This window comes from Pseudoalteromonas sp. LC2018020214 (assembly GCF_016598755.1).
Classification (GTDB): Bacteria; Pseudomonadota; Gammaproteobacteria; order Enterobacterales; family Alteromonadaceae; genus Pseudoalteromonas; species Pseudoalteromonas distincta.
This window is the reverse complement of the sequence record NZ_CP066804.1, coordinates 2,830,761-2,857,110: the sequence shown is the minus strand read 5'-3', so window position 1 is coordinate 2,857,110 and position 26,350 is coordinate 2,830,761. Positions and strand designations below refer to the sequence as shown.

Annotated in this window: 31 protein-coding genes; 21 read left to right on the top strand and 10 right to left on the bottom strand. The window is 38.5% G+C overall.

Going from position 1 to position 26,350, the window contains the following annotated elements; genetic code table 11:
- Window position 1: 1 nt before the first annotated feature.
- Window positions 2-199, top strand: a complete 198-nt coding sequence (locus tag JG479_RS12710) for a YnbE family lipoprotein (RefSeq protein WP_002961070.1) — start codon at window positions 2-4, stop codon at window positions 197-199.
- A gap of 11 nt (window positions 200-210) precedes the next feature.
- A complete protein-coding gene (locus JG479_RS12705; protein ID WP_002961068.1) occupies window positions 211-540 on the top strand; it encodes a YdbL family protein in 330 nt (109 codons plus the stop codon).
- 48 nt (window positions 541-588) lie between these two features.
- On the opposite strand, the gene JG479_RS12700 is transcribed toward JG479_RS12705, so the two are convergent.
- Together JG479_RS12700 and waaA are read right to left on the bottom strand one after the other, a co-directional pair.
- Window positions 589-1,137 carry a DUF1415 domain-containing protein gene (locus JG479_RS12700; RefSeq protein WP_002961067.1) on the bottom strand — a complete coding sequence of 183 codons (549 nt, stop codon included), beginning with the start codon at window positions 1,135-1,137 and terminating at the stop codon, window positions 589-591.
- Complete coding sequence (gene waaA, locus JG479_RS12695) at window positions 1,134-2,432, bottom strand: lipid IV(A) 3-deoxy-D-manno-octulosonic acid transferase (RefSeq protein ID WP_200219440.1); 1,299 nt, start codon at window positions 2,430-2,432, stop codon at window positions 1,134-1,136. Before waaA ends, JG479_RS12700 begins: the two co-directional genes overlap by 4 nt.
- A gap of 182 nt (window positions 2,433-2,614) precedes the next feature.
- Between waaA and JG479_RS12690 the strand changes: the two genes are divergently transcribed.
- Window positions 2,615-3,205 (top strand): SIS domain-containing protein, encoded by a 591-nt coding sequence (locus JG479_RS12690; RefSeq protein WP_002961065.1) that lies wholly within the window; start codon window positions 2,615-2,617, stop codon window positions 3,203-3,205.
- Window positions 3,205-4,644: a bifunctional D-glycero-beta-D-manno-heptose-7-phosphate kinase/D-glycero-beta-D-manno-heptose 1-phosphate adenylyltransferase HldE gene (gene hldE / locus JG479_RS12685; protein ID WP_200219439.1), complete on the top strand. Its 1,440-nt coding sequence runs from the start codon at window positions 3,205-3,207 to the stop codon at window positions 4,642-4,644. The genes JG479_RS12690 and hldE overlap by 1 nt, the downstream gene beginning before the upstream one ends.
- Before the next feature lie 245 nt (window positions 4,645-4,889).
- Here the strand turns inward: hldE and JG479_RS12680 are convergent, their stop codons facing one another.
- A complete protein-coding gene (locus tag JG479_RS12680; RefSeq protein ID WP_082007383.1) occupies window positions 4,890-6,395 on the bottom strand; it encodes a capsule assembly Wzi family protein in 1,506 nt (501 codons plus the stop codon).
- A gap of 211 nt (window positions 6,396-6,606) precedes the next feature.
- On the opposite strand from JG479_RS12680, the gene JG479_RS12675 reads away from it, so the two are divergent.
- Both JG479_RS12675 and JG479_RS12670 read left to right on the top strand, forming a co-directional pair.
- Window positions 6,607-7,680 (top strand): glycosyltransferase, encoded by a 1,074-nt coding sequence (locus JG479_RS12675; protein WP_200219438.1) that lies wholly within the window; start codon window positions 6,607-6,609, stop codon window positions 7,678-7,680.
- The gene (locus tag JG479_RS12670) at window positions 7,677-8,762 is read left to right on the top strand and encodes a glycosyltransferase (protein ID WP_039489658.1); all 1,086 of its coding nucleotides are present in this window, start codon (window positions 7,677-7,679) and stop codon (window positions 8,760-8,762) included. Before JG479_RS12675 ends, JG479_RS12670 begins: the two co-directional genes overlap by 4 nt.
- Window positions 8,763-8,793: 31 nt before the next feature.
- On the opposite strand, the gene JG479_RS12665 is transcribed toward JG479_RS12670, so the two are convergent.
- Window positions 8,794-9,522 carry a 3-deoxy-D-manno-octulosonic acid kinase gene (locus JG479_RS12665; RefSeq protein WP_039489659.1) on the bottom strand — a complete coding sequence of 243 codons (729 nt, stop codon included), beginning with the start codon at window positions 9,520-9,522 and terminating at the stop codon, window positions 8,794-8,796.
- Window positions 9,523-9,644: 122 nt separating this feature from the next.
- Here JG479_RS12665 and JG479_RS12660 point away from each other — a divergent pair, with 122 nt between their 5' ends.
- The 6 genes from JG479_RS12660 to glpG all read left to right on the top strand — a co-directional run bounded on the left by JG479_RS12660 (window position 9,645) and on the right by glpG (window position 14,896).
- On the top strand, window positions 9,645-10,703 hold the full coding sequence (locus JG479_RS12660) for a glycosyltransferase family 9 protein (RefSeq protein ID WP_039489662.1): 1,059 nt from the start codon (window positions 9,645-9,647) through the stop codon (window positions 10,701-10,703).
- A complete protein-coding gene (gene gmhB, locus JG479_RS12655) occupies window positions 10,703-11,266 on the top strand; it encodes a D-glycero-beta-D-manno-heptose 1,7-bisphosphate 7-phosphatase (protein ID WP_193226230.1) in 564 nt (187 codons plus the stop codon). The genes JG479_RS12660 and gmhB overlap by 1 nt, the downstream gene beginning before the upstream one ends.
- 159 nt (window positions 11,267-11,425) lie before the next feature.
- On the top strand, window positions 11,426-12,619 hold the full coding sequence (locus JG479_RS12650) for a glycine C-acetyltransferase (protein WP_002961055.1): 1,194 nt from the start codon (window positions 11,426-11,428) through the stop codon (window positions 12,617-12,619).
- Window positions 12,620-12,669: 50 nt separating this feature from the next.
- The gene (gene tdh, locus JG479_RS12645) at window positions 12,670-13,695 is read left to right on the top strand and encodes an L-threonine 3-dehydrogenase (RefSeq protein ID WP_024595694.1); all 1,026 of its coding nucleotides are present in this window, start codon (window positions 12,670-12,672) and stop codon (window positions 13,693-13,695) included.
- 68 nt (window positions 13,696-13,763) lie between these two features.
- On the top strand, window positions 13,764-14,081 hold the full coding sequence (gene glpE, locus JG479_RS12640; protein ID WP_010554397.1) for a thiosulfate sulfurtransferase GlpE: 318 nt from the start codon (window positions 13,764-13,766) through the stop codon (window positions 14,079-14,081).
- A complete protein-coding gene (glpG, locus tag JG479_RS12635; RefSeq protein ID WP_039489665.1) occupies window positions 14,078-14,896 on the top strand; it encodes a rhomboid family intramembrane serine protease GlpG in 819 nt (272 codons plus the stop codon). Before glpE ends, glpG begins: the two co-directional genes overlap by 4 nt.
- Window positions 14,897-14,899: 3 nt before the next feature.
- Here glpG and JG479_RS12630 read toward each other — a convergent pair whose 3' ends face one another.
- The gene (locus tag JG479_RS12630; protein ID WP_002961049.1) at window positions 14,900-15,298 is read right to left on the bottom strand and encodes a flagellar basal body-associated protein FliL; all 399 of its coding nucleotides are present in this window, start codon (window positions 15,296-15,298) and stop codon (window positions 14,900-14,902) included.
- 154 nt (window positions 15,299-15,452) lie between these two features.
- Here JG479_RS12630 and JG479_RS12625 point away from each other — a divergent pair, with 154 nt between their 5' ends.
- Complete coding sequence (locus tag JG479_RS12625) at window positions 15,453-15,992, top strand: chorismate--pyruvate lyase family protein (protein ID WP_200219437.1); 540 nt, start codon at window positions 15,453-15,455, stop codon at window positions 15,990-15,992.
- The gene (gene ubiA / locus JG479_RS12620; protein WP_200219436.1) at window positions 15,989-16,867 is read left to right on the top strand and encodes a 4-hydroxybenzoate octaprenyltransferase; all 879 of its coding nucleotides are present in this window, start codon (window positions 15,989-15,991) and stop codon (window positions 16,865-16,867) included. The genes JG479_RS12625 and ubiA overlap by 4 nt, the downstream gene beginning before the upstream one ends.
- A gap of 38 nt (window positions 16,868-16,905) precedes the next feature.
- Here the strand turns inward: ubiA and JG479_RS12615 are convergent, their stop codons facing one another.
- The 3 genes from JG479_RS12615 to JG479_RS12605 all read right to left on the bottom strand — a co-directional run bounded on the left by JG479_RS12615 (window position 16,906) and on the right by JG479_RS12605 (window position 19,302).
- A complete protein-coding gene (locus JG479_RS12615; RefSeq protein WP_002961046.1) occupies window positions 16,906-17,526 on the bottom strand; it encodes a 2OG-Fe(II) oxygenase in 621 nt (206 codons plus the stop codon).
- Window positions 17,527-17,617: 91 nt separating this feature from the next.
- On the bottom strand, window positions 17,618-18,502 hold the full coding sequence (locus JG479_RS12610; RefSeq protein ID WP_138489549.1) for a LysR family transcriptional regulator: 885 nt from the start codon (window positions 18,500-18,502) through the stop codon (window positions 17,618-17,620).
- Window positions 18,503-18,879: 377 nt separating this feature from the next.
- Window positions 18,880-19,302: a DUF2721 domain-containing protein gene (locus tag JG479_RS12605; RefSeq protein WP_002961042.1), complete on the bottom strand. Its 423-nt coding sequence runs from the start codon at window positions 19,300-19,302 to the stop codon at window positions 18,880-18,882.
- 75 nt (window positions 19,303-19,377) lie between these two features.
- Between JG479_RS12605 and JG479_RS12600 the strand changes: the two genes are divergently transcribed.
- The 3 genes from JG479_RS12600 to tsaD are packed head-to-tail and all read left to right on the top strand — an operon-like array spanning window position 19,378 to window position 21,366.
- On the top strand, window positions 19,378-19,731 hold the full coding sequence (locus JG479_RS12600) for a putative signal transducing protein (protein WP_002961041.1): 354 nt from the start codon (window positions 19,378-19,380) through the stop codon (window positions 19,729-19,731).
- A complete protein-coding gene (locus tag JG479_RS12595) occupies window positions 19,724-20,314 on the top strand; it encodes a YjaG family protein (RefSeq protein WP_002961040.1) in 591 nt (196 codons plus the stop codon). Before JG479_RS12600 ends, JG479_RS12595 begins: the two co-directional genes overlap by 8 nt.
- A gap of 38 nt (window positions 20,315-20,352) precedes the next feature.
- Complete coding sequence (gene tsaD, locus JG479_RS12590) at window positions 20,353-21,366, top strand: tRNA (adenosine(37)-N6)-threonylcarbamoyltransferase complex transferase subunit TsaD (RefSeq protein WP_200219435.1); 1,014 nt, start codon at window positions 20,353-20,355, stop codon at window positions 21,364-21,366.
- Between the two features lie 11 nt (window positions 21,367-21,377).
- On the opposite strand, the gene plsY is transcribed toward tsaD, so the two are convergent.
- The gene (gene plsY, locus JG479_RS12585; RefSeq protein ID WP_002961038.1) at window positions 21,378-21,989 is read right to left on the bottom strand and encodes a glycerol-3-phosphate 1-O-acyltransferase PlsY; all 612 of its coding nucleotides are present in this window, start codon (window positions 21,987-21,989) and stop codon (window positions 21,378-21,380) included.
- A 230-nt stretch (window positions 21,990-22,219) separates the two neighbouring features.
- Here plsY and folB point away from each other — a divergent pair, with 230 nt between their 5' ends.
- Genes folB through JG479_RS12570 form a run of 3 tightly spaced genes read left to right on the top strand, consistent with a single transcriptional unit; the run spans window position 22,220 to window position 23,865 of the window.
- Window positions 22,220-22,579: a dihydroneopterin aldolase gene (gene folB, locus JG479_RS12580; RefSeq protein WP_024604056.1), complete on the top strand. Its 360-nt coding sequence runs from the start codon at window positions 22,220-22,222 to the stop codon at window positions 22,577-22,579.
- Complete coding sequence (gene folK / locus JG479_RS12575; protein ID WP_024604057.1) at window positions 22,580-23,068, top strand: 2-amino-4-hydroxy-6-hydroxymethyldihydropteridine diphosphokinase; 489 nt, start codon at window positions 22,580-22,582, stop codon at window positions 23,066-23,068.
- Entirely contained in the window at window positions 23,065-23,865 is an 801-nt protein-coding gene (locus JG479_RS12570; protein WP_149603106.1) for an undecaprenyl-diphosphate phosphatase, read from the top strand. The genes folK and JG479_RS12570 overlap by 4 nt, the downstream gene beginning before the upstream one ends.
- A gap of 88 nt (window positions 23,866-23,953) precedes the next feature.
- Here JG479_RS12570 and JG479_RS12565 read toward each other — a convergent pair whose 3' ends face one another.
- Complete coding sequence (locus tag JG479_RS12565; RefSeq protein WP_002961030.1) at window positions 23,954-24,742, bottom strand: hypothetical protein; 789 nt, start codon at window positions 24,740-24,742, stop codon at window positions 23,954-23,956.
- A 251-nt stretch (window positions 24,743-24,993) separates the two neighbouring features.
- On the opposite strand from JG479_RS12565, the gene mpl reads away from it, so the two are divergent.
- Window positions 24,994-26,349: a UDP-N-acetylmuramate:L-alanyl-gamma-D-glutamyl-meso-diaminopimelate ligase gene (mpl, locus tag JG479_RS12560; RefSeq protein WP_200219434.1), complete on the top strand. Its 1,356-nt coding sequence runs from the start codon at window positions 24,994-24,996 to the stop codon at window positions 26,347-26,349.
- The last annotated feature ends 1 nt before the right edge of the window (window position 26,350 follow it).

Sequence of the window (26,350 nt, the reverse complement as noted above, 5' to 3'; positions counted from 1 at the left end):
AATGAGACAGTCGTTATTGATAAAAGTACTGCTTGCGCTGGGTGCTATTAGTGCGCTAAGTGCTTGCACGCATCGTGTTGAGGTGTCTGCTAAAGAGCCCATTACTATTAATTTAAATGTGAAGGTCGATCACGAAATTCGCGTAAAAGTAGATAAAGAACTCGACAATTTATTTAGTGACGACAGTGAGTTATTTTAAGGAGCTAGAACATGAATACGAAGAAAAAATTAAACATTATTACGTTAGTTAGTGCAGTATGTATGTCGTTCTCTGCGTGGGCTATTAGCCTTGATGACGCTAAAAACCAAGGTCTAGTAGGTGAAGATAGCTCTGGTTATTTAGGGCTTGTTGTACAAAACGCAGAAGCAAAAGCCGTTGTTGATGATATAAATGCAAAGCGTAAAGCGCAGTACTTAAAGTTGGCTAAAAAGAATAACTTGTCACTTTCACAAGTAGAAGCGCTTGCTGCTGCTAAAACAATTGAAAAAACCCAAAGTGGTCATTACGTTGAAGTAAATGGTAACTGGGTTAAAAAATAAGCGTTTGTTATTGTCTTGTTTTGCACAAACCAAAATAAAACCGAGCATTTAAGCGCTCGGTTTTTTACAGCCTTCAAGTAACTGCTGCCAAAAATCAATCCCCTTACGCCTTGCTAGATTTATATTATGCTCAGGAATAGATTCAGGCTCGTTATAACTATCAAGTGCTTCGCTCATACTTGCTTCGCGGATTAAATGCAAAGTAGGAAAGGGCGCTCTATTTGTGTAGTTTGCGGCATCGGTCTCATCGCTGTCGGCAAATACATAATCTGGGTGAAAATTAGCGATTTGATACTTACCTTCAAAGCCTTGCGCGACTAAAAGTGCATTAGCTAAATCGACCAAGTCTAAAAAGTCTTCAAAGTCACTAAAGCCGTTGTCAAACATGATAAGGGTTGTTTCGCGCTCTGGTTCACGGTCAAGCTCAACACATTGCTCAAGCATATCCATTACAGCATCATCCATACTCGTTGCTGAGCTTACTATGTAATGAATACAGTTATTTTCTACTTCTTTTCGAGCAAACGGGCAAAAGTTATATTTAACAATAACAGATGACACCCATTCACGGGTTTGGCTTATAGCTATGTTGGTCACGGTTTTGGCTCTAAATATTGATTAATAATGGTAAGTGTTTTTTGTATAGCACCTTGGTTTTTAGTTACGCATTGCGCAGCTTTAATACCTAAGGTTTGGCACGCTTTTGTGTTTTGGCTAAACGTTATAAGCTGCTTTGCGAGTTCGTCGTTACTATCAACCACAACAGCACCTTTGAGCTTTGTTAGCTCGGGATAAACATGGTCAAAATTGTATGTGTGTGGACCTGTTATTACACCTACCGAAAACGCTGCTGATTCCAGTGGGTTATGCCCACCTCTGCGAATTAAGCTGCCACCAATAAAGCTCACATTTGCAGCGCCATATAAACACTGTAATTCACCAAGCGTATCAGCAAGGAGTATTCGCTCATTATTATAGTTATTTTGGCTACGACGGCTAAAGCTAAGTGGGCTTTGCGTTAAAAGCTCTGCCACTTTGTCAAATTGCTCTGGATGGCGCGGGGCAATTATAAGTAATGCGTTCGGTTGCTTTTTTAGTAACTCTTGATGGGCTGAAAGTACCAGCTCATGCTCAACAGGATGTGTTGAGCCTGCCACCCATACAAAGCGTTCATCGTTATCGTCTTCATTACTGTTATAAAGCTGTTTAAGGTTGAGTACTTTAGCTAATTGCTCGTCACTTGGTGTTATATCAAATTTTATTGAGCCTGTTACATGGCTTTTTGAAGCTTCAAGACCAAGTTCAATAAAGCGTGTAGCATCTGTTTTATTGTGACTCGCAAGTACCGTAATTGAGCGCATAATAATATGGGTTAATTTAGCGACTTTTTGATAGCCCTGCTGCGACTTTTCAGAGAGTCTTGCATTGATGACAAGCACTGGTATGTTTTTTTTGTGGCTTATCGCCATTAAATTTGGCCATAGCTCGGTTTCTAAGATACATAATGCTTGTGGCTTTATACGCTTTAAAAATCGAGCCGTCGCAAACGGAAAATCGATTGGTAAATAGCTACACGCTACAGTATTTTTAAACTGGCTAAGTATTTGCTCTCTGCCTGTTGGAGTATTACAGGTTATAAGTATATTTAAGTTTGGATGCGCTTTTTGCAAAGCTTTAATAAGTGGCGTTGCGGCAAGTACCTCACCAACAGAAGCACAATGAAAAACTAAAGGTTTAGTTTTAACCGTAAATAAAGACTTACTGACAAACCCAAAGCGCTCTTTAAAGTGTGCACGATAGCCTTGGTTTTTTTTACCTCGTAAAATATAGAGATAAAATACAATCAGTGGGCTAATAATAATTAATGCGAATGAGTAAAAAATGCGTGCCATACTGATCTTTCTTAAAGGGAAGTGGCGTTAGTTTACCGTGAAATAGCCGTTTTCTAAACAGACTCGTTATAAAATATGGTCTGGGTTCAGTTATAACCCGATAAAATACACACAATTAAATAAAATTATGGAATAATGAATTTAATTTTTCCTGCCATTTCAGTTCCAAGAGGAATTTTTTCATGTCAATTATCGATTCAGTGGCAACTAGCTACGTTGAAACATTAAACCGTCATCAGGCATTATTTGAAACGATGGAGGCTTATCATCAAGAATCTATGCAATTGTTAGAAGCATGCCATAGTGCATTACAAGCTGGTGGCAAGATTGTTTGGTTTGGTAACGGTGGTAGTGCAGCAGATGCACAGCATTTAGCAGCAGAATTTGTAGTGCGTTATAAATTAGAACGTGGTCCGCTTGCTTCAATGGCATTGACTACCGACACCTCTATTTTAACAGCGCACAGCAACGATTATCACTTTGATACGGTGTTTGAACGCCAAGTTCAAGCGTTATGTAAGCCAGAAGATTTAGTAATTGGTTTAACCACATCAGGTACTAGTAACAATATTAATTTAGCATTGGAAGCTGCAAATAAACTAGGCGCTTTTACTGTGGCATTAACTGGACGTGATGGCGGCAAAGTAAAAGATATTGCTAAGTTACCTATTATTATAAAAAATGACGAAACAGCACGTATTCAAGAAGCTCACATGTTTATAGGTCACTGGTTATGTGAAGCCATGGATATGGTTGTTGCGGAGCAGCAGTAATGGATTTATCGTTATTAAAAAACTTATCAGCGGCACGAATATTAGTTGTTGGCGATGTAATGCTAGACCGCTATTGGTATGGTGATACAGGTCGCATTTCGCCAGAAGCGCCAGTACCGGTTGTTAAAGTGAGTAAATTTGAAGACAAAGCGGGCGGCGCAGCTAACGTTGCAAAAAATATAGCGCGGTTAGATGCAAAAGTTGGCTTACTGGGCTTAATTGGTGAAGATGAAAGCGGGCAGATTTTAGAGACTATTCTAAAAGGTGAAAAAATAAGTTCACAATTAGTCAGTGTATGTGATTTACCGACTATTTCAAAAATGCGTGTTATTAGCCGCCACCAACAACTGGTTCGTCTTGATTTAGAAGAAACATTTACCGAGCAACATAGCCAACTTTTATTAAACCGTTTAGAGCTTGTACTTGATGAATACGATTTTATTGTGTTTTCTGATTACAGCAAAGGATCTTTGAGTTTAATTAAAGAAATGGTAAGCCTTGCTAAGGGCGCCGGAAAAACGGTTTTAATCGACCCTAAATCGCCAGATTTACATTTATATGAAGGTGCTGATTACATTACACCTAATTTACATGAGTTTAAGTTAGCGGGTGGTCAAACCGATTCAGAAGAGGCTTTAGCAGCAAGTGCGCGTGATTTAATAAGCAAAAATGGCATTAAAGCTATGTTACTTACGCGTTCTGAGCAAGGTATGTCGCTTATTAGTGCAGATGCAAAATTTGATTTTGCAGCGCAAGAGCTTGAAGTAAGCGATGTAACCGGGGCCGGTGATACGGTTATAGCTACACTCGCTGTTATGCTTGGCGCGGGCATGGAACCTAAAGATGCTGTCGAAATTGCTAATTTAGCCGCAGGCATCGTTGTGAGTAAGTTTGGGGCTGCAACTGTCTCGCCAGAAGAGCTAAGCCGCAAGCTTGGTCAGTATTTACATACTACGGGTGAGCATTACCAAACACCATTTGATGATGTACTTCAGCATATTGAATTTGCAAAACAAAACGGCGAAACCATTGTATTCACTAATGGCTGTTTTGATATTTTACATGCTGGGCATGTACGTTATTTAGCGCAAGCTAAAGCACGAGGCGATAGACTCGTTGTTGGATTAAATAACGATGAATCTATTACGCGTTTAAAAGGGGCAGAACGTCCTATTAACCCGCTAGATGAGCGTGCGATGGTACTTAGCGCACTTTCATCTGTTGATTGGGTTATTCCGTTTGGTAGCTTAGATGAAAACGACACTCCCGCTAAATTAATTGAGCAGATAAGCCCTGATATTTTAGTTAAGGGTGGCGACTACACCGTAGAGCAAATAGCAGGTGCTGAGCATGTACTTCGTCATGGTGGAAAAGTTGAAGTGCTTGAATTTTTAGATGGATGCTCGACATCAAAAGTAATTAGCAAAATTAAACAGTAATACCAATTTTATTAAAAACATGCTCATTCTAGCGTATTAAATAACTCACTAACTGCGTTAAAAATTATTTATATAGAACAACTATGTATCATAATTTCAGCCTTATTATTGAGCTGTTTTCTTATCGCTGTAATAGAACACTAATTTAATGCAATTGGTATAATTACTGATTTAAGTTACTAAAAATACAAAAAAGGGATGAAAACAGTGTTTTCATCCCTTTTTATTTTTAATAAAGTAACTTACTAAAAATTTAATTCATACTTGGCAAATGCTGATGTATCGTTTTCAGCGCCGTCATTGTTAGATGCAAAAGCACCTAAAGTGACTCGCCCTCCCATCGAAAGCACTCTATAACGAAGCTCTAATTGCTTACTATTAAAGCCTGTTTTAGTAATAGTGTTACCTAAGTCTGGATTGTTTCCATAGCGGTCAGTATTATCACTGTTATAATCAACACTCCGTAGTTTCACTTGCCAATCATCGCCGTTAGAAAGCTGACCTAAAATCGTGAACACTAACGATTGCGTATCGTTATCAAAGGTTGAGCCAATATTGCGACCGTGGTAGCGATATCCTGATTTGTAGTCTATGTGCTCGTAGTAACAGTTTTGACGAGTTAAAAGCTCAGTGCATGTGACACCTGTGTCAATATACTCTGCGTTGATTAAAATGTTTAGATCATATAGGCGTTGGTTTGTTTGAATACCAAAAAGGTATGCTCTGTCGGAGGGCTTAAATTGAGAGCTTGCGTCTTCGCCTATTGTGCTGCCGTAAATAGCATAGGGCTGGTTAAATAAAGTACCTGACCAGCGAATATCAATCCCCGCTAACTGATTACCTATTTTTGACTCAAATTGACTGTCACAGCTGTCATTTCCATTAGTGCAAGTTGTTTGGCCAGTTATAACATCAATAAAATCACCTGCAGAACCCGGTTGTCCGTCACCAGCCCACTGTGCAGACCAACTAAGTGCAATTTCTAGCTGCTGTATAGGGCGAAAATTAACACGAGTACTCCAAAGTAAAGCATCAGGAATTACACGTGTAGATTCAAGTTTAGCCATTTGTGCGGTAAAGCCCCATTGACCAATCCAGCTTAACCATGGTGTTTCAAAAGCAGTACTTTTTTCTCTAGTTACACTTAGTGCAGGTAAAGGTTTCGCATTACCAGACATAATTAAGCTGTTATCAACACCAGGTCCCCAAAATTGTTCAACAGCACCGGCTCTAAAAATCCAGTTACCTAAACGGTAAGCTAAGTAACTATCGTCAAGTGAGGTATCGTTACAATCGGTTAAAGCTTGCTCATCGGTAGCTATATCGTCAGTCGTTTTTCCATCAACTAAACATTTTTTACCATCTTTTCTATAATTTACGGCTACTTTAGCTGCAAAGTTATCGCCTAAATAAGCGTAAGCTGCTGAGAGCTCTGTTTCTTGAGTATTTGTTGCACCAAAGCTTGTTGCTATGATTGGATCTGTGGCTGCAAAAGCTGATAATTGAAGACTATGCGAGCTACTATTTTCTGATTTATATCGATGTTTTACGCGAAGTAAAGCATCTTGCAAGCTTGGAGATAATTGCTCCAGCGGCATGCTTTGCACATCACTTATAAAACTTTTCCACATAAGCGGATAGGTAGTTACAGGAGCTAAAATAACACCGGCATCAGCTAATTGTTGAATATCAGCTCTTAGACCGTAATCATCGGGTTTTACCCATGGCTCAGCATTAACTGACGCGCTCATAGCGCAAAAAAGAGTAGAAAGTAGAAAAATTCTGTTTCGCAAAGTTCAGATCCTTGTGATTTAGATTGCGGCTAAGTTTATCAACCTAAGCTTGTTATTGCAGTAAATAATCAAATTTATAGGGCTAATTTAATATATTAAAATGTAACCCAGCTATCGTAATAAGTATCTGATTGATATACTGGAGTTCAAATAGGAAATTGAGAATGTAATGAGCAACAAACGACTTTTATTTATTCCCGTATCATCACCAGAAGGCATTGGTGAATATATGCGCTCGTTGTTGTTGGCTCAAAGTTTAAAGGCAGAACTTACTGATTCTCTGGATATTCACTTCATATTAAACAAGCATACAAGCTACGCAAAAAAGTGTCCTTTTGAAGCCACATTGCTTGAACACTCAGCGACTAAAGAGCTTGATTCTGTTTGCGACTTTATAGAGCAATTTAAACCTGACGTCGTTGTTTTTGATTGTGCAGGACGTGCAGGGCATATGAAAGCGGCTAAAAAAGTAGGCGCTAAAGTTGTATTTATTTCTCAGCATGCAAAAAAACGCGCTAAAGGCTTGAAGCTAAACAGGATTAATTTAATTGATACACATTGGGTAGTACAGCCTGATTATTGTATTGAGCCACTTACATGGGCTGAAAGTGCGAAGTTAGACATGTTTCCCTTGGCACACCCTCGTAATGTAGGCCCTTTTGTTCCATTTGCTTCTTGTGAGCAAAAACGTGATGTTTTAAATCGTTATAACTTAGTATCTGATGGCTATTTTATTGTTAATGCGGGTTCTGGCGGGCATATATTAAATAATCTTAATTGTGCTGAGGTTTACTTTAAAGCCGCGCTTAAAATTACTAAGCATACTGGTTTAAAAGCAGTTGTAGTGTTTGGTGCAAATTATAATAAAGCAATTCCTAAAAGTGATGAGGTTACTTGTTTATCAAGCCTGCAAGGAACCGAATTTTTGGCATTAATGAGCCAAGCTAAAGTCGCATTACTTAGTGGTGGAGATACTTTATTGCAAGCAATTGCAGTTCAAACCCCTGTTGTGGCATGTGCTATCTCAAAAGATCAAAATACACGTTTGGATCATTGCGTTAATGCAGGTGTTGTAATAAAAGCGAATCTTGATATTGATGAAATCACTACGAAAATAGCTCAGGTTATTAGCGAGCCTTTTTATAGTGAATTTATTGGTAAATATAAGCAACTCGATAGCACACATAGCTTCGATGTGATCACTACCGGTATAAAAAATATGCTTGTAGGAGAACGCTTATGAATATAGTGATTGTAATTGATTCACTAGTAGGTGGTGGTGCTGAAAAAGTAATGCTTACCTTGGCTGAAAAAATGGCGAAACTACAGCACAATGTCACTATATTATCTCTTGCGAGCAACGCTGAGTATGACATTCCTGATATAGTTAAAGTTGATAGCCTTTTTCCTGATAGAGCATCTAAAGTAGATAGATTCTGGCAGCGAAAAAATAGTATTTTGCGATTAGAAGCGTGGTTTGAAAAAAAACAAAGCGAGATTGGCAATATTGCTCTAGTGCTTTCTAACCTTGATAGAAGTAATAATTTACTTGCACGTAGTAATATCAAAAATGTTCATTTTGTTATTCATAACTCCGTCAATGCAGAACTTGCTCGTCAAAAAAAGTTAGGTCCATTTTCATATTTATACCTTAAAAAAAGTAAACAAAATTTAAATGGTAAATCACTTATTTGCGTATCAAAGGGTGTTGAAAAAGAAATAACACAAGGGGATTTAATTAACCCAAGTGCAATCGCGACTATTTATAACCCGTTCGATTTTGAAAAAATAAACCAACAAGCAAATGAGAAAAATAACAATATCCCAAATGAGCCTTACTTAATTCATGTAGGAAGACTCGCCAAACAAAAACGCCACGATATATTATTTGCAGCATTTGCAAAGCTTGATAAAAAATACAAGTTAGTCCTTTTATGTAATAAACCGGCTAAGGCGCTAAAGCTTGCACAGCAATACGGCATAGAAAAACAGTTAGTAGTGCCAGGATTTCAACAAAACCCATACAACTGGATTAAGCATGCCAAAGCTTTAGTGTTGAGTTCTGATTTTGAAGGGCTGCCAACGGTATTAATTGAGGCTTTAGCAGTGGGGACTCCGGTAGTCAGCACTAATTGTACATTTGGACCAAGCGAGATATTAACAGGCGAGCTAAGTAAATATTTAGTACCCGTTCAACAAAGTGAGGCATTAGCCAATGCTGTTAAGTTGGTGCTAGCAGATAAGCCAAATGTAGAAAACGCAGAAATTCTAAAACAAGTACAGGCAGAGCAAGTTGCTCTGCAGTATTTAGCCTTGGCTAACTAAGTTAACTGATATTAGGTTAACTGATATTAGGTTAACTGATATTGGCGAGCGCTTTGAAGTAGTTGCTGTGCAGAGTTTGCCAGTCATTCGCTTGCCAATTAAATGCATCATTTCGACCTTGTTCTTTTAAAAATGAGCGCTCAAGGCGTGTTATATTACTTTGTTGCCACTGTGGGTTAGGCATTCTTATTTCACCTCTGTCAAAGTCGATAATATACACATCACCAATATCATTAAATAAAATGTTATTAATGTTTAAATCAGCGTGGTAAACGCCTTTTGAATGAAATAGCGCGATTGTTTTAGCAATGCGCTCCAACTCATCTTCAGTCAATGGGCGTTCAATTAATATATCGAGTACACTTTTAGCGCCTTTAACAGCCTCGGTAATAATATCACCACGATAAATTAACCCGCTGCGGGTTACTTTAGCTGCAATAGGGGTGGGTACGTTTAAACCAAGCTCTATAAGTTTACTCATTAAGCTAAACTCTTTATACACACGGGTTTTTTCAAGCCCTGGGTATAAATATTGATCGCTTAGCAATTTACCCACTAAACCACCGCGCCAATAATGCCTAAGTACGGCTGTTAATTTGTCTTGTTTAAAAAACCATGCTGTTGCTCTGCCTTTTTTAGCACCCACAATTTTATTTTGTTGTTGCCAATAATTTGCATCAAACCAATCGAGGGTAATTTGGCTTGTGTATTTAGGGTGCCTTAATACAGTGTGGTTGCCTTGCACGTGTTGTTTAAACATAGCTCTGTGTAATTGCTAAATAATGTGTCTATATTAGCGCGTTTTAAAGCGCAGGATAAGTGCTTGCAATAGCGTGATTATAATTTAAGATCGGCTTTTGTATTTAATACCTAAGGGAATGTGTGACTCAAGCTCCTAATTATTCATCTATTTGTATATTAAGACTCTCTGCCATTGGTGACGTATGTCATGGTGTGAGTGCTGTACAAGCCATTCAAAAAGCACACCCGAATGCAAAAATCACCTGGGTAATTGGCAAAATAGAAGCCATGTTACTTGCTGACTTACCGGGTGTTGAGCTGGTGGTATTTGATAAAAAGCAAGGCAAAGCAGCGCTTAAAAGCTTAAAGCAACGCTTCAACAACCAAAAGTTTGATGTGCTTCTTAATATGCAAGTTGCATTAAGGGCTGGGTTTGTAGCGCGCTGTATTCCTGCAAAAGTAAAAATAGGGTTCGATTGGGCACGTTCAAAAGAATTGCACAGCTTATTTATTAATAAACGAATAGACCCACAAGCCCAGGCGCATGTGCTTGAAGGCTTTAAAGGTTTTGCAAAAGCCATTGGTGTAGCTGATTATAAACCGAGTTGGGACATGCCATATACCGAGCAAGACCAAGCGGTTGCAGATGAGTTATTAACATCAGAATACCTAACTAATAAACTATTAGTAATATCGCCCGCAGCTAGTAAAGCGCAGCGTAATTGGCTCGCTGATCGTTATGCCACATTGGCTGATTATGCAAGCGAGCAAGGCTTTAAGGTGGTATTGACGGGTGGCCCAACAGAGCTTGAGATTAACCTAGCAAATAGCATTATTGAGCACAGCAACACGCCTATTTTAAATTTAGTCGGTAAAACAAAACTCAAAGAGTTGTTGTGCGTGTTAAAGCGTGGCAGCTTAGTGCTCGCGCCCGATACGGGTCCTGCGCATATGGCAGTAACAGTTGGTACGCCGGTTATTGGTTTATATGCACATTCAAATCCAGCACGCACAGGTCCTTATTTATATCAAGACTACGTGGTAGAGGTTTATCATCAAAACTTGTTTAAGCAAACAGGTAAAACGGCTGAGCAAGTCTCGTGGGGGACACGCGTAAAAGGCGATGATTTAATGAGCCAAATTACAGTTGATGATGTAAAAGCGATGTTTGACCATGTTGTACAAAAAGAGTCTTTGTAATGAATACACAACAAAAAAATAAAGCGCTTTTTTTAGATCGAGATGGCGTGGTAAATGTTGATCATGGTTATGTGTATCAAAGCGATAAATTTGAATTTATTGACGGTGTTTTTAGCACTTGTAAAGCATTTTATGATGCAGGCTATAAAATCATAATCGTCACTAATCAATCTGGAATTGGTCGAGGTTATTACACCGAAGCTGATTTTTTAGCACTGACCGACTGGATGAAAGACCAGTTTAGTGCCCACAGCATTGAAGTTACAGATGTGTATTTTTGCCCGCATCACCCAAAAAAAGCGCACCCTGAATATTTGAAAGAGTGCAGTTGCAGAAAGCCTGCGCCAGGTATGTTATTACAAGGCATACAAGAGCATAACATCGACTCTGCTTGCAGTATTATGGTGGGCGATAAACTCAGTGATATGCAGGCTGCGAAAAAAGCAGGGATCACTACACGCGTTTTAGTGCGTTCAGGTCAAAGCTTTGACGAAAGCGCTAAGCAAGAAGCTGATTTAATTATCGATTCTATAAGTAGTTTACCTGCACTTTTAAACACATAAATAAACAGCCTGTAAACTGGCAGGAATTCCTTCCAACTTAGGGCGTTTGCGACGAACTGCAAACCGTGCATTTTACCCATTAAACTTTTACAATACCCCGCATAATAAACAGCCGCGAAAGTGCGGTTGTTTACCCGTTCAAATATATGGAGAACCTAGATGAGAGCATCTGCTTTTTTTAGCCAGCTACAACAGCAAATTGAAGACGTAAAAACCGAAGGTTTGTATAAAAACGAACGTATTATCAAATCCCAGCAGCAAGCTCAAATCGAAGTTGCATCAGGTAAAGTAATCAACTTTTGTGCTAATAACTATTTAGGTTTAGCTAATAGCCCAGAGTTAATTGAAGCGGCGCAGAATGGTTTAAATAATCATGGTTTTGGTGTGGCTTCAGTACGTTTTATTTGTGGCACGCAAGATATCCATAAAACACTAGAGCAAAAAATCAGTGCGTTTTTAGAAACAGAGGATACTATTTTATATTCTTCATGTTTTGATGCAAACACAGGTTTGTTTGAAACTATTTTAGGCGCAGAAGACGCTATTATTTCTGATTCATTAAATCATGCATCAATTATTGACGGTGTACGTTTATGTAAAGCTAAGCGTTTTCGTTATGCAAATAACGACATGGCTGATCTTGAGAAGCAACTTATTGCAGCAGATGAAGCCGGTGCTAAAACTAAACTAATTGCTACCGATGGCGTGTTTTCTATGGACGGCGTTATTTGTAATTTAGAAGCTGTGTGCGACTTAGCCGATAAATATGATGCGCTTGTAATGGTAGATGACTCTCACGCAGTTGGCTTTGTTGGCGAAAACGGTAAGGGTACACCTGAGTACTGTAATGTATTAGACCGTGTAGATATTATCACCGGTACATTAGGTAAGGCGCTGGGCGGTGCTTCAGGTGGTTATACATCAGGTAAAAAAGAAATTGTTGAATGGTTACGTCAGCGTTCACGCCCATACTTGTTCTCAAACTCATTAGCGCCTTCAATTGTTACTGCATCAATTAAAGTACTTGAAATGCTTGAAAATGGCGGCGAGCTTCGCGCTAAACTTTGGTCAAATGCTAAATATTTCCGTGAGCAAATGGAAGCTGCTGGTTTTACGTGTGCAGGTAAAGATCATGCAATTATCCCTGTAATGCTAGGAGATGCCAAAGTAGCCTCGTTAATGGCTGATAAATTACTTGCTGAAGGCATTTACGTAACCGGTTTTTCATTCCCTGTAGTACCAAAAGGGCAAGCGCGTATTCGTACACAAATTTCAGCGGCACATAGTATTGAGCAACTCGATACAGCTATCGATGCATTTACCCGTATTGGTAAAGAAATGGGCGTTATTTAATTTTATTTTAAACCGAAGCCTCGCTTCGGTTTTTTAGTTGAGTGTGGATTATGAAAGCATTATCTAAATTAAAAGCAGAACCGGGCATTTGGATGACAGATGCACCAAAGCCAGAAGTAGGTCATAACGACTTACTGATTAAAATTCGCAAAACAGCTATTTGTGGTACCGACGTACATATTTACAAGTGGGACGAATGGGCAAGTAAAACCATTCCAACGCCTATGGTTGTTGGCCATGAATATGTTGGTGAAGTCGTTGATATGGGTCAAGAAGTTCGTGGCTTTCAGGTTGGCGACCGCGTATCTGGCGAAGGGCATATTACGTGTGGTCACTGTCGAAATTGTCGTGCAGGGCGTGTACATTTATGCCGTAATACAACGGGTGTAGGTGTAAACCGTGAAGGTGCGTTTGCCGAATATTTAGTTATTCCTGCATTTAACGCATTTAAAATTCCAGATAATATTTCTGACGAACTCGCTTCTATTTTCGACCCATTTGGTAACGCAGTTCATACCGCACTATCGTTTGACTTAGTTGGCGAAGATGTACTTATCACTGGTGCAGGCCCAATTGGTATTATGGCAGCAGCTGTTGCAAAACATGTTGGAGCTCGCCACGTTGTAATTACCGACGTAAACGAATACCGCCTAGATTTAGCACGTAAAATGGGGGCTTCACGGGCTGTAAACGTTGCCAATGAAAAGCTTGAAGATGTAATGAAAGAGCTAGGTATGACAGAGGGTTTTGATATTGGCCTTGAAATGTCAGGTGTGCCAAGCGCGTTTAATTCAATGCTTAATAATATGAACCACGGCGGTAAAATTGCCATGCTAGGTATTCCACCATCTGATATGGCTGTTGACTGGAACCAAGTTATTTTTAAAGGTTTAGTGATTAAAGGTATTTACGGTCGCGAAATGTTCGAAACGTGGTACAAAATGGCAAGTTTGATTCAATCTGGCCTAGATTTAAACCCAATCATTACACATCAATATTCTGTGGATGACTTCCAAGCTGGCTTTGATATGATGATTTCAGGTCAGTCAGGTAAAGTAATTTTAAACTGGGATTAGTTCCTCACTAAATTACAAGAAGGGCGGCTTTAGCCGCCTTTTTTATACTATTAATTAAAGAGATTTCAATGGCATTTAAACATATTTCTATAGCGCAAACGTTAGAGCTTTTAGATAAAGAAGACGTGGTAATTGCAGATATTCGCGATCCTAATTCGTATCAAGCCGGTCGCATTCCAGGCTCAGAAGCACTTTCTAACGGTAATATCGCACAATTTATGATGGAAAAAGAATTCGATCAGCCAATTATTATTGTCTGCTACCACGGTATGAGCTCACAAGGCGCAGCTAGCTATCTAGTTGAGCAAGGTTTTGAAGACGTTTACAGTATGGATGGCGGCTTTACAGCTTGGGAAGCTGCTTACAGCGAGAAAGTAGAGCGATGATAGAGCTTGGCAGTTTAAATAACCCGCGCGCCGCACAAGGCTTTATAGATTATTTAAAAAGCCAAGGCCTAGATGCAAAGATACACTCGGCAGATGGCAGTAATGTCATTATTAGCGTGACTGAGGAGGACTTTCATCAAGTTCAGCCGTTATGGGCCGAATTTACACAAAACCCTAACCATGAACGCTATCAACAAGCTTCATGGGATGTAGGTAGCACACAATCGCCGCTTAAATATCAAGGGCAATCACTTAATCTAATGACGCGATTTAAAGCGCTCAGCTGGTTAAATCAAACCGTAAGTATTGTAAGCGTTATAATTTATTTTGCTTTTTTACTAGGTGGTTTTGAGACCATTTACACCATGATGCAGTTTAAACCTACGCAGCCTTTAAGTTGGTTAACGCCCGCCCTCGTACATTTTAGCGCGATGCATATAGTGTTTAATTTAATTTGGTGGATGTCGCTTGGTGACAATATCGAAAAGCAATGCGGGAAACTCAGCCTAATAGGTTTGTTTTTAGTAACTGCACTTATAAGTAATTGGGCACAATACTTAATGGTTGGCCCCAATTTTGGCGGCTTGAGTGGTGTGGTGTATGGGCTACTTGGTTTTTGCTGGATTCATAGCTTTTTAAATCCTAACAAGCCTGCGCTTGTAAGTACGGCTATTGTTGGCTTTATGTTGATTTGGTTAGTGCTTGGGTTTGCTGATGTATTGTTTGTAGGTATGGCTAATTGGGCGCACTTAGGTGGGTTAGTTAGCGGTATGGCTTTTGCCTATACCGCCAAAATATTTAACGCAAAACGTTAAATACTAATGATATAAATATTTAGTGAACAAGACTTCACGGATGATCTCTTGTCCTGTTTCTTCTTTTAGCAGGCTTTTTAGTTTTTCGGCGCACTTTGCACGTATTTCTTCACGGCCAGTAAGTGATTTTATTTTTTCTTCTGGTTCTTTAGATAAAATCTCTACTAGGGCATCACGAAGTAATGGCGTGTGGTGTTCAACCACTGCAATATCAGAAGTATCAGTAAGCATTAAATCAATAGTTACACGTACATAGCCCATTTTTTTACTTGATGCGCCAATGTAGTTGGTGATTATATCTGGCTCAAAACCAAAATAACCAACAGTGGATTCAGCACGAGCTGTAAAGCTTATAACGCTTACAAAGAACGTAAAAAGACCTGCGTATACTATTTTTTTCATATTTAAAGCGTTTCTTAAAACTTGTTACAAATAGTTTATACTTAATAGTAGGTAATAAACAGCGCCAAGCAATTATTTATGGTTATAAAACATCACTTTTTCAAAAGCTTTGGCAATGGTATCATCTCGTTGTTTTTTATTTTGTTGAGCTATTGTGACTACTTATCCTCTGTCTATATCTGCTAATTGGCAGTCCACTTCTTATATAAGTGACTTATCTCCTCTAGAGCAAGAGTGGCTTTTTGAACAGAATTCATTAACGGCTAAATTAAAAAGCAACTCAAAAACTTTTAATGTAAAGGTATTAAGTGAGCAGTTATTTACTTTAAGCCCAGAGCAAAACTTACTACTAAACAGCACAGCTAAAACAGCTATTAATCGAGAAGTTCTCTTACTGTGCGATAACAAACCTGTGGTGTACGCACAAAGCTGGCTTCCGAAAAATGATTCTATTAATCCTTTGCACAATATGGGCGAGCGTCCTTTAGGTGATGTGATTTTTCAAGACCCAGCATTAAAACGAACGGATATAGAAATTGCTTATTTTGATGACACGCACCCTATTCAGCAATTAGTTACAAAATTGAACTTACCCGAGAAAAACTTACTAGGGCGTCGAAGTGTATTCTCACTCAAAGAATATAAGTTTTTAGTGTGTGAAGTGTTTTTACCTGGAGCATATTTATACTCATGAAATTAGCCGCTTTAAAGCCAAAACATATTCCTTATTATATACAGTTAATGCGTATAGATAAGCCCATTGGTACCTTGTTATTACTTTGGCCAACATACTGGGCTTTATGGCTTGCTAATAGTGGGATGCCGAGCTTACTCAACTTTATTATATTCACGCTGGGCGTTGTTGTTATGCGTAGCGCAGGGTGTGTAATTAATGATTTTGCAGATAGAAAAATAGACGGCTCGGTAAAACGCACAGCTCAACGGCCGCTAGCTTCAGGGCAGGTGAGTAGTGGTGAAGCACTTAGTCTATTTTTACTACTCATAGTTATTGCGTTCATTTTAGTATTAATGCTTAGCGTTAATACTATTTTGCTTTCTTTTGGAGCTTTGGCTTTAGCCTTTTGTTACCCCTTTATGAAGCGCTATACACAGTTACCTCAAGTTGTTTTAGGGGCTGCATTTGGTTGGGCTATTCCTATGGCGTATATGGCTTCAATTAATGCACTACCACAGCAGGCATGGTTATTATTTATAGCCAATATTTGCTGGACAGTGGCTTACGACACCATGTATGCGATGGTTGATAGGGACGACGATTTAAAAATAGGGGTAAAATCAACCGCTATTTTATTTGGTAAATACGACCGCCATATTATCTTTTTACTTAATGCTGTATTTATAGCGTTGGTTGCTTTTATTGGTATAAGCAATCATTTAAGTGTCGCGTTTGGCGTTGGTTTAAGTATTGCTGCGGGCCTATTGGTATACCAACAAACGCTTATTCATAAACGTGAAAGAGATGCCTGTTTTAAAGCGTTTTTAAATAATCATTACGTGGGTTTGGCTATTTTTATAGGGTTATTACTTTCATACCCAATAGCATTTTAAAAGCCTCAATAAAGGCTGTTAAAATGCTCTATTAGGAGTTATCGGGGCGGATCAATAATGCCGCTAATAGAGGCGTTTTTTCTAAACCAGCCTGCAATAGAATAGCGATCGTCAACGGCGGGAAGTACTTCGTGGGCAAAGCGTTCGCTTTCAAACATTACTAATGTGCCAGCAGTTGGTTTAATTGTTATTTCTATCTCTTTACTTTTAGGTTTATAAATAACAAGTTCGCCACCTTGCTTAGGCGTATTTAAATAAAGTACCGTTGTAAATACTCGATTAGAGCGACCTTTAAATGCATCTAAGTGCTTTTTGTAAAAATCACCCTGTGTATATTTTGCATAATGGCATTCGTAATCAAATAACCCCATAAAAAAACTGCGATTTAACGTGGTCTTTATACTTTGCATTATTGCTTGATAGGTAAGCTGTGCTTGAGAGCTGCCGTCAAACCAATAGGTTTTATCAGTACGTACGGTTTTATCTATTTGTAAGTCATTTAATCGACCAATACCAGCAAGGCTAAAGTGAGGGTTTATACGGTGGCAGTCTGCAACTAAATCGTTAACTAAATCGGCAATAAGCGCGTTATGAATTACGGTATATCCTTGGCGTTCTATATCATCTAAATAGACATCAGGACCAAAAAGTGTGTTCATTCACATCAGCTGTTTAAAAAAGGTGCGACAGTGTAGCCGAAAAGCTGTTAAAAGCTACTGTTTATTGTGCCGCACTTTTTGAAACATCAGATTAGCTAAATGCAGCCCCCGCTTTTTTTATAAGCGATAGTAAATGCTCTACATGTTCAGTAATCGACGTCTGTTGGCTTGTTTGTACAACGAGTTGTTCGTGGTTTAAATCTTTATTTGTTTTAAGTTGTACTAATTCAGAATTCTCTGCGATTGCATTAGCATGTTCAATGCTTGCAATAGCAAAATGATCTGATTTAACTACACCTGCCATTACTTGCTCAATACTGCCCACTTTAATACTTGATGATTTATTTAAAGAATCAATTGCTTCATTAAGCATAGTTTGTACTTGTTTAGACTCAGAGAAACAGCCAAACATCGGATAGCTATCAAGGTTTTGTTTACTTATATCGTTTTTATGGGCAAGAGGGTGGTTTTTTGAAACAAATAACACAAGCTGATCAGGTAAGTGAATGTCACTGCCAATACTATTAATAGCTTGAGAGTATACGCTAATGTCTATTTCACCTTGTTGGAGTTTGCGTGTTAGCTCTTGCTGATCTTGTAGCTGCATCTCAATTTTTATATGAGGGTATTGAGCTAAAAACTGTCCACAAGAAATAGGGACTATGCTGCTTGCCTTATTGGTATACCCAATAACGAGCTTTTCATTGGCATTACCGTTTACTGATTGAAAAATCCGCTTTTTCGTTAGCTCAAGTTCCGATAGGGTCGTTTTAGCATATTCTAGAAAAAGCTCGCCTTCTGGCGTTAATTTAACAGAGCGTGTTGAGCGTTTTACTAACTCATATCCCATTTCATCTTCAAGTGTTTGAATGCTGCGCGTTAGCGCTGAAGTACTAATTTGGGTTTGTTCAGCAGCTTGTCTAAAATGACGTAATATACCAAGTGCTACAAATTGCTCTAATTGTTCAAATCTCACTTTATAGTCCCTTTTTATAAGTAAGTCGCAGATACCACGGACATCAAATATATTAATTTTTATTCTAAAGTTTAGTAAAATTCTATATTGAAATACGGTTGCAAGTTCATACGTGTTTCCAGCAGGATACCCCCCTTTTAGTATTAATTAAAGAGAAAAGCGACCAAATAGTATTACTTTTTAAATTCATAACTAGTTGTTTATTGTATTTTATCTATGTTTTTGCAATGGGCTAGCTAAGTAAACTTATTTGTAGTCAGTAAGTTAGTTAGTATATTTGGATTAAATTGTTCTAATTAATAAAAAAGTACGCCCCAAAAAGGGGCGTTCATACAACATGATTGTGACAAATAATAGAGTGTTTTATTTATAAGACTCTATTTTACAAAATTTCTATTTATTCGGCTGCTTAGCGGTTTATTTTCAATGCTTTGTAGTTCTATCTCGATTGCATCACAGGAAATATGTATTTCAAATAAAGACGTTAATAACGATAAACTTAAGCAAGCTAAGCTAATGCCAAATAAAATAATTCCTGTGGCATTAAACTCAATAAATAATGCAAACATTGATAGTGTACACAGTAGAAAAGAGGCTACCCCGTACACTTGCATCGTTCTAATTAGCTTAATACGTTTACGTAAGTTAGTGATTTGAGCCACTACAACAGGCCGAATAGATTCACCTTCACGTGCATTTAGCTCCCTAATTAATTGCGCTAAAACTAAAAATCGGTTTGTATAGGCGAGTAATAGCAGCGATATGGCCGGGAAAAGTAAGCCAGGGGTTGTTAGTGTCATGTTTATTCCTTAAAAGTACAGCATGCTAATAATCTAGCGCAGGATATTGTTAACACAAAATAAATGAGGTGAATATTGCAAAATATTAATAATAACAATTCAACAGATAGCTCTTTTCAATGGGTTACAATTTATAAAGCTGAAAATACCTTGGAAGCGAATATCGTAAAAGGCTTAATACAAACTGCTGGAATAGAGTGTAAAATTAAAGGCGAGATGCTCCAAGGGGCGCTTGGAGAAATCCCATATGATCAGGCGCAAGTTAGTGTGCAGGTTTATGCGATAAAAGAGCGCCATGCGCGGCAAATATTGGTAAACTATCAACAAGTAAAACAATCCGCTCCAGATTGGGTATGCCCTAATTGTAATGAGCATAATGGATCAACATTTGATTTTTGTTGGTCGTGTGAGACGTTAAAGAATGACTAAAGCAAATAATTTTCAGCGTATTAGAGAGCTTAACTATTTACAAAAGGCCGTCTTAGCAAGTGCTTTAATAGAGCGAATGCTGCCAAATTACGGTTTATTTAGCGAAGCAACGGGGTTTGGTGATGAAACCTTATTACGTAATTCGCTTAATGTTTGTTGGGAAAAAATATTACTGCCTAAAAGTAAAATAGATCTCGAAAAACAAGTTGAAAAAATAGAGCCAAATGTTCCTGAACTTGCTGATTTTGATATGTTTGGTACTTATCCTGCTATTGATGCTGCAACGTCTTTACTTAGCTTAATGCACGGTTTAGTGGCGCAAGATGAGCAAGAGTTCATTAGTGTAAGTAAAATATCGCAAGCGACCGTTGCGCGTTTTATTGAATACCAAATGACAGTTGAAGGTGAAATCGCAGATAATACCGCCGTTAGAGAGCACCCATTAATGCAGTACGAAATTGAAGTATTAGGTGAGCTAATTGATTTTGTAGAAAATATGGGGCGTATTACCTCTGATAGCGTAAAGGCACTAAAAAAGTTTGCCCTTGAAGATGGCCAAACAAATATTGGTCTTACGTTATAAAAGTAGCAAAGTAGAATTTAAAAGGCAGGAGAAGTACAGTGCGAATTTTAGGCATTGAATCGTCATGTGATGAAACGGGTATTGCAATATATGATGACGAAAAAGGCTTGTTAGCTCATCAATTATACAGCCAAGTAAAAGTACACGCTGATTACGGCGGTGTAGTGCCGGAACTTGCATCGCGCGATCATGTTCGTAAAACATTACCACTTATAGATGCAGCATTTGCACAAGCAGGTTGTGGCCCTGAAGATTTAGACGGTATTGCTTATACTGCAGGCCCAGGTCTAGTTGGTGCATTATTGGTAGGTACGTCTATTGGTCGCTCATTAGCATACGGCTGGGATATACCTGCGGTAGCAGTACATCACATGGAAGGGCATTTACTTGCTCCGATGCTTGAGGAAAATACCCCTGAGTTTCCGTTTATTGCATTGCTTGTATCGGGCGGTCATACCATGATGGTTAAAGTAGCAGGTATTGGACAATACGAAGTACTAGGTGAGTCAGTTGATGATGCCGCAGGCGAGGCCTTTGATAAAACGGCTAAGTTACTTGGTCTTGATTACCCCGGTGGCCCGCGCTTAGCTAAAATGGCTGAACAAGGCGTAGCAAAGCGCTTTGTATTTCCTCGCCCTATGACCGACAAGCCAGGTCTTGATTTTAGTTTTAGTGGTTTAAAAACAGCGGCATCTATCACGATTCGTGAAAATGACGACGACGATCAAACCAAAGCTGATATAGCGCATGCATTTCAAACTGCGGTTATTGATACCCTCGTTATTAAGTGTAAGCGTGCGCTTAAACAAACAGGTATTAAGCGTTTGGTTATCGCCGGTGGTGTGAGTGCAAATACACAGCTTCGACTGCAGCTCGAACGCGTAATGAAAGGTATGAAAGGCGAAGTGTTTTATCCGCGTACTGAATTTTGTACCGACAATGGTGCAATGATTGCTTATGCCGGAATGCAACGTTTAAAAGCAGGGCAATTTGCCATGCTTGATATGAAAACAAAACCTCGTTGGCCTATAGATAGCCTTGAGCCGATTTAATGACTCATATTTTAGATATTTTTGTTTTCATCGGTGGGTGCTTTTTTAGCACCCACTTTTGGTTCTTCCCCACTAAATAATCGAATAATATTAGTACGGTGACGAAATATAATTAACAGCGTGATAAAAGTAACGGGAAGAGTATAAAGTGGCTTTATTAGCCATGTATACAAGGGCGCTAAAGATACAGCTACAAGCGCTGCCAGTGATGAATAGCGTGTTATTGCCACTATAACTAACCAAGTACACACAAGTAAACCAGCCAATGATAAGCCAATAGGTAATAATGAGCCAAATGCCGTTGCTACGGCTTTACCGCCTTTGAAGCTAAAAAACAGTGGGTACATATGGCCTAAACAAGCAGCTACTGCGACTAAACCAAGCTCTAAAGGTTCAACTTCTAAAAAATAAGCCCCCCATACCGGAATAGTGCCTTTTAAAATATCAAACACTAGAACCAAGCAAGCCGGAAATGCTCCGCCTAATCTATAAACATTTGTAGCTCCTGGGTTGTTAGAACCACTATTACGAGGGTCTGGGAGTTTGAACAACCGCGACACTAAAATAGCCGACGAAATAGACCCAAGTAAATAAGCTAAAACAAACATTATAGTGGCTAACACGCGCTTCCTTATTTTTTAATTGCTATACCAATTGATAGTGCTTTTAGGCTATTATTGGCAGCAAAATTTATCGTAAAAATCATTAACAGGCTATTTAATAGCTAGTTTAGTTATTTTGCTATTGTAGAAGTTATTTTTACATATTTAAACACTGGCTAAACCATATACAGTATTAATTTTATTGATGCTTAGTATAGTTGCTTAGTAGTTTGTTGTTATTTGGAGTATCAATGGATAAGGTTTTTATATCTCAATTGCACGTCGACACTATTATTGGAGTGTACGACTTTGAAAAAGAAAGTAAACAGAGCCTTTATTTTGATATTGAAATGCTAAGCGATATTAAGCCTGCAGCTGAAAATGACGATATTAATTTAGCACTCGATTACTCAAAAGTAAGTGAGCGAGTTATTGAGCACTGCACTTTAAAACCTGTAGAGTTGCTAGAAACTTTAGTTGAACAATTAGCGCATATTATTTTAAGCGAGTTTAATACTCCACAAGTTACTATAAGAGTAAGTAAACCAGCAGCAGTAGCACAAGCGCAAACTGTAGGTGTTGAAATTACACGTGTTAAGGCAACTGACTAAATGGCTCAAATTTATATCAGCCTAGGGTCAAATATAAATAAAGCGCATTATATACAATGTGCATTAATTGCACTTAAGCAGCACTTTGAACATATTGTACACTCGTCTGTTTTTGAAAGTGAAGCAGTTGGGTTTGCTGGCAATAATTTTTATAATTCAGTCGTTGGCGCTACAACTGATATGTCGCTTGTTGATGTATGCGCTTTATTAAAACAAATAGAGCGTGATAATGGACGCACAGCGAACGATAAAAAATTTAGTCCACGAACGCTCGATTTAGATTTACTATTTTATGATGATGTAATTTGCGCTTCTCCAGCACAATTACCACGAGATGAAATAACTAAAAACGCATTTGTATTACAACCTCTTAGCGAGGTTGCCCCAGATTTCTATCATCCTGTAGCTAAACAAACGATTGCGCAGTTATGGAATGAATATAATAACCCTCAACAAAAGCTATGGAAGGTGGAGTTTTCTAACCCATGAGTATCATCGAAATAATTATTTTAGCCCTCATACAGGGATTTACTGAGTTTTTACCAATATCTAGTTCTGCGCACTTAATTCTCCCATCGCAAATTTTAGGCTGGGAAGATCAAGGGCTTGCGTTTGACGTGGCAGTACATGTTGGTACTTTAATTGCCGTTGTTATTTATTTTCGCAAAGAGGTCGTCGACATACTCAGTGCGTGGTTTAAATCCTTTGGAGCACAGGGTACTACTGATGATAGTAAGCTAGGTTGGTGGATAATTTTAGGCACTGTGCCTGCCGCTATTTTAGGCTTACTTTTAAAAGACTTTATAGAGTTGTACCTACGAAGCGCTTGGGTAATTGCTACTACCACAATTGTGTTTGGTTTATTGCTTTGGTACGCGGATGCAAAAGGTAAGCAAATTAAAACTATTTATCAGCTTAATTGGAAAACAGCACTTATTATTGGTTTTGCACAAGCTGTTGCAATGATCCCGGGAACTTCTCGCTCAGGTATCACGATGACTGCTGGTTTAATGCTTGGAATGAATAAGCAAAGCGCAGCGCGTTTTTCGTTCTTACTAGCGATTCCGATTATTTCTATGATGGGGCTTTATTATACTGCCGAGCTTGCTTTGGGTGACCATGTGGTTGATTGGAATACATTATTACTAGGTGTGGTGCTATCGTTCTTATCGGCTTATGCATGTATATTTATGTTTTTAAAAGTAATAGAGCGAATGGGCATGTTGCCATTTGTGATATATCGATTATTGCTCGGTGTAGGTTTAATAGTATTTTTAATGATGTAAGTAGTCGTTAACCACTAATTAAATGTAACTGCTATACACAAAGCCAAAAAAGCACCTTTAGGTGCTTTTTTTGATTTTTAAATTCAGCTTACAAATTTAACAAATAAGATTCTATAAACTGACGTTGGTTAGCTGCTTTTGGCGCTGTTTTAAATATCAGAGTATTACCATTTTTACGTAACTTTAGCTCATTAGTAAATTTACATTCAATAGCGTTAAATTGTGCAATGTCATTTTTAAAGCTTTGATCTTTTTCGCACATGTAAGCCATTTCGTTTGCAACTTGTGCACAAAATGAACCCACGGCATATTTTTTTAAGTTTTCATCATCAATGCCTTCCCAATTTACATTGGTATTTATTTTTAATCCACATTGCTTATCTATTTCGTTATTAGCGGCAGCTATATTTTTTTGTTGATACCCTAAATGCTTTTCACGATTAAACTTCGCTAGTTTAGCTTGAGTACCTTTATTCAACTGTTGATCATATTGCGCTTTTAAATCTTCAACAATGGCAGGGTTTGATTCTTCTTTTTTTGATAAGTAAGTTCCATCACGAGTGTCTGGAATATAAAGGGTGTAAGAGCAACAGCGATAGCCTTCTTCAACACTTACTAAACTTCTTTGTGACCCATCGTAAGTATATTTGTACGCTTTATTACTACCGTGGGGCTTTAAATCGGTTAAAAATACAATGCCATCAATATCATGATTTATGCCTGTTACTTTTACTAAAGCTTGTTTTTTATCTGTTGTTGGGGCAATAACAACATTAACGCCTTCGCCTGAACTTAGTTCTATTGGGTACTTAGCAAATTCCAAAGCAAAGCTTTTTTGACTAAGTAAAATACAGGCTATAAAGAATAGTTTTTTCATATTAAGTCCTTTTTAAGTTTTAAAGTTATATAGCAAGCTGGTTTATAACATTGATAATAATTGATTAAAAGCAATGCAGGGTAGGTGAACGTGCCTATTTTTTGATTTTTAGCGTTTAAAAAACTAATTAACGTGTTTTTGGCACGAGTGAATTGTGCAGACGTACATAGTAACTAAGCACGAATTTTGGCATTATAGCGCCATTAAACTTTGCATAGCTGTAAAGTGAGCATACGATTTAAGGAAAGTATATGCATATACATATTTTGGGCATTTGTGGCACGTTTATGGGCGGTATTGCAGCCATTGCTAAATCGTTGGGTCATAAAGTAACGGGTTCCGATCAAAACGTTTACCCACCAATGAGTACGCAACTTGAAGAGCTTGGCATTGAACTAACTCAAGGCTACGCGGTATCTCAGTTAGAGCCAAAGCCCGATATGGTCGTTATTGGTAATGCAATGAGCCGTGGTAACCCGTGTGTAGAGTATGTGTTAGATAACGGCCTACCTTATACATCTGGCCCTGAATGGCTTAAACATAATCTACTACAGAACTCGTGGGTACTTGCTGTCGCCGGTACGCATGGTAAAACAACCACAGCAAGTATGCTTGCGTGGGTGTTAGAGTACGCAGGTTTAAAACCAGGGTTTTTAATTGGCGGCATAGTGCAAAATTTTGGTGTATCGGCAAAAGTGGGTGAAACGCCTTTTTTTGTTATTGAAGCCGATGAATACGACACTGCTTTTTTTGATAAGCGCAGTAAGTTTGTACACTACCTCCCGCGTACACTTATCTTAAATAATCTTGAATTCGATCACGCTGATATTTTTGAAGATTTAAACGCAATAAAAAAACAATTTCATCACTTAATGCGTACATTACCTCAAAGCGGCAAGGTAATTTGGCCAAAGCAAGACGTAGCGCTTAATGACGTAATAGCACAAGGGCTTTGGAGCGAAAGCGAAACTCTAGGCGATGATTGGAGCTATGAATTAATAAAAGCCGATGGAAGTGAGTTTAATGTATTACTTAATGGCGAAAAGCAGGGCATTGTCTGTTGGCAAGCAATAGGCGAGCATAACGTTAAAAATGCGATTATGACTATCGCAGCAGCGCGCCATGTGGGTATAGCCATTGATCATAGTATTGATGCGTTAGGAGAATTTATTAGCCCTAAAAGGCGTATGGAGCTTAAGGCTGATATAAATAATATTAAAGTGTATGACGACTTTGCGCATCACCCAACGGCAATTAAAACAACGCTTGCGGGCTTGCGGGCAAAAGTAGGCGATGAAAAAATTATCGCTATTTTAGAGCCGCGCTCAAACACCATGAAAATGGGCGTACACCAACATACATTATTAGATTCACTGCGTGATGCTGACGAGGTACTACTTTTTGAACCAGAGAATCTAAATTGGTCGCTAAAAGATCAAGCAGATAAAGCAGGCATGCAGTGCTTTAGCAGCACGCAAACAATTATTGATACGGTGCTTGAAAATATTGAGCCTAATCAACACATTTTAATTATGAGCAATGGCGGTTTTAATGGCCTTCATCAACACCTTGTTGATGGTTTAGCTGATAAATACAGCGGAGAATAGT

Excerpts from the sequence above, each read along its gene's own strand:
- waaA (WP_200219440.1), bottom strand. The coding sequence starts at position 2,432 with ATGGCACGCATTTTTTACTCATTCGCATTAATTATTATTAGCCCACTG.
- JG479_RS12705 (WP_002961068.1), top strand. The coding sequence starts at position 211 with ATGAATACGAAGAAAAAATTAAACATTATTACGTTAGTTAGTGCAGTA.
- hldE (WP_200219439.1), top strand. The coding sequence starts at position 3,205 with ATGGATTTATCGTTATTAAAAAACTTATCAGCGGCACGAATATTAGTT.
- JG479_RS12675 (WP_200219438.1), top strand. The coding sequence starts at position 6,607 with ATGAGCAACAAACGACTTTTATTTATTCCCGTATCATCACCAGAAGGC.
- JG479_RS12615 (WP_002961046.1), bottom strand. The coding sequence starts at position 17,526 with ATGAACACACTTTTTGGTCCTGATGTCTATTTAGATGATATAGAACGC.
- JG479_RS12710 (WP_002961070.1), top strand. The coding sequence starts at position 2 with ATGAGACAGTCGTTATTGATAAAAGTACTGCTTGCGCTGGGTGCTATT.
- JG479_RS12630 (WP_002961049.1), bottom strand. The coding sequence starts at position 15,298 with ATGAAAAAAATAGTATACGCAGGTCTTTTTACGTTCTTTGTAAGCGTT.
- tdh (WP_024595694.1), top strand. The coding sequence starts at position 12,670 with ATGAAAGCATTATCTAAATTAAAAGCAGAACCGGGCATTTGGATGACA.
- glpG (WP_039489665.1), top strand. The coding sequence starts at position 14,078 with ATGATAGAGCTTGGCAGTTTAAATAACCCGCGCGCCGCACAAGGCTTT.
- JG479_RS12565 (WP_002961030.1), bottom strand. The coding sequence starts at position 24,742 with ATGAAAAAACTATTCTTTATAGCCTGTATTTTACTTAGTCAAAAAAGC.
- glpE (WP_010554397.1), top strand. The coding sequence starts at position 13,764 with ATGGCATTTAAACATATTTCTATAGCGCAAACGTTAGAGCTTTTAGAT.
- JG479_RS12605 (WP_002961042.1), bottom strand. The coding sequence starts at position 19,302 with ATGACACTAACAACCCCTGGCTTACTTTTCCCGGCCATATCGCTGCTA.
- gmhB (WP_193226230.1), top strand. The coding sequence starts at position 10,703 with ATGAATACACAACAAAAAAATAAAGCGCTTTTTTTAGATCGAGATGGC.
- JG479_RS12650 (WP_002961055.1), top strand. The coding sequence starts at position 11,426 with ATGAGAGCATCTGCTTTTTTTAGCCAGCTACAACAGCAAATTGAAGAC.
- JG479_RS12680 (WP_082007383.1), bottom strand. The coding sequence starts at position 6,395 with ATGAGCGCGTCAGTTAATGCTGAGCCATGGGTAAAACCCGATGATTAC.
- folB (WP_024604056.1), top strand. The coding sequence starts at position 22,220 with ATGGATAAGGTTTTTATATCTCAATTGCACGTCGACACTATTATTGGA.
- mpl (WP_200219434.1), top strand. The coding sequence starts at position 24,994 with ATGCATATACATATTTTGGGCATTTGTGGCACGTTTATGGGCGGTATT.
- JG479_RS12570 (WP_149603106.1), top strand. The coding sequence starts at position 23,065 with ATGAGTATCATCGAAATAATTATTTTAGCCCTCATACAGGGATTTACT.
- JG479_RS12595 (WP_002961040.1), top strand. The coding sequence starts at position 19,724 with ATGACTAAAGCAAATAATTTTCAGCGTATTAGAGAGCTTAACTATTTA.
- JG479_RS12690 (WP_002961065.1), top strand. The coding sequence starts at position 2,615 with ATGTCAATTATCGATTCAGTGGCAACTAGCTACGTTGAAACATTAAAC.
- JG479_RS12670 (WP_039489658.1), top strand. The coding sequence starts at position 7,677 with ATGAATATAGTGATTGTAATTGATTCACTAGTAGGTGGTGGTGCTGAA.
- folK (WP_024604057.1), top strand. The coding sequence starts at position 22,580 with ATGGCTCAAATTTATATCAGCCTAGGGTCAAATATAAATAAAGCGCAT.
- ubiA (WP_200219436.1), top strand. The coding sequence starts at position 15,989 with ATGAAATTAGCCGCTTTAAAGCCAAAACATATTCCTTATTATATACAG.
- JG479_RS12665 (WP_039489659.1), bottom strand. The coding sequence starts at position 9,522 with ATGTTTAAACAACACGTGCAAGGCAACCACACTGTATTAAGGCACCCT.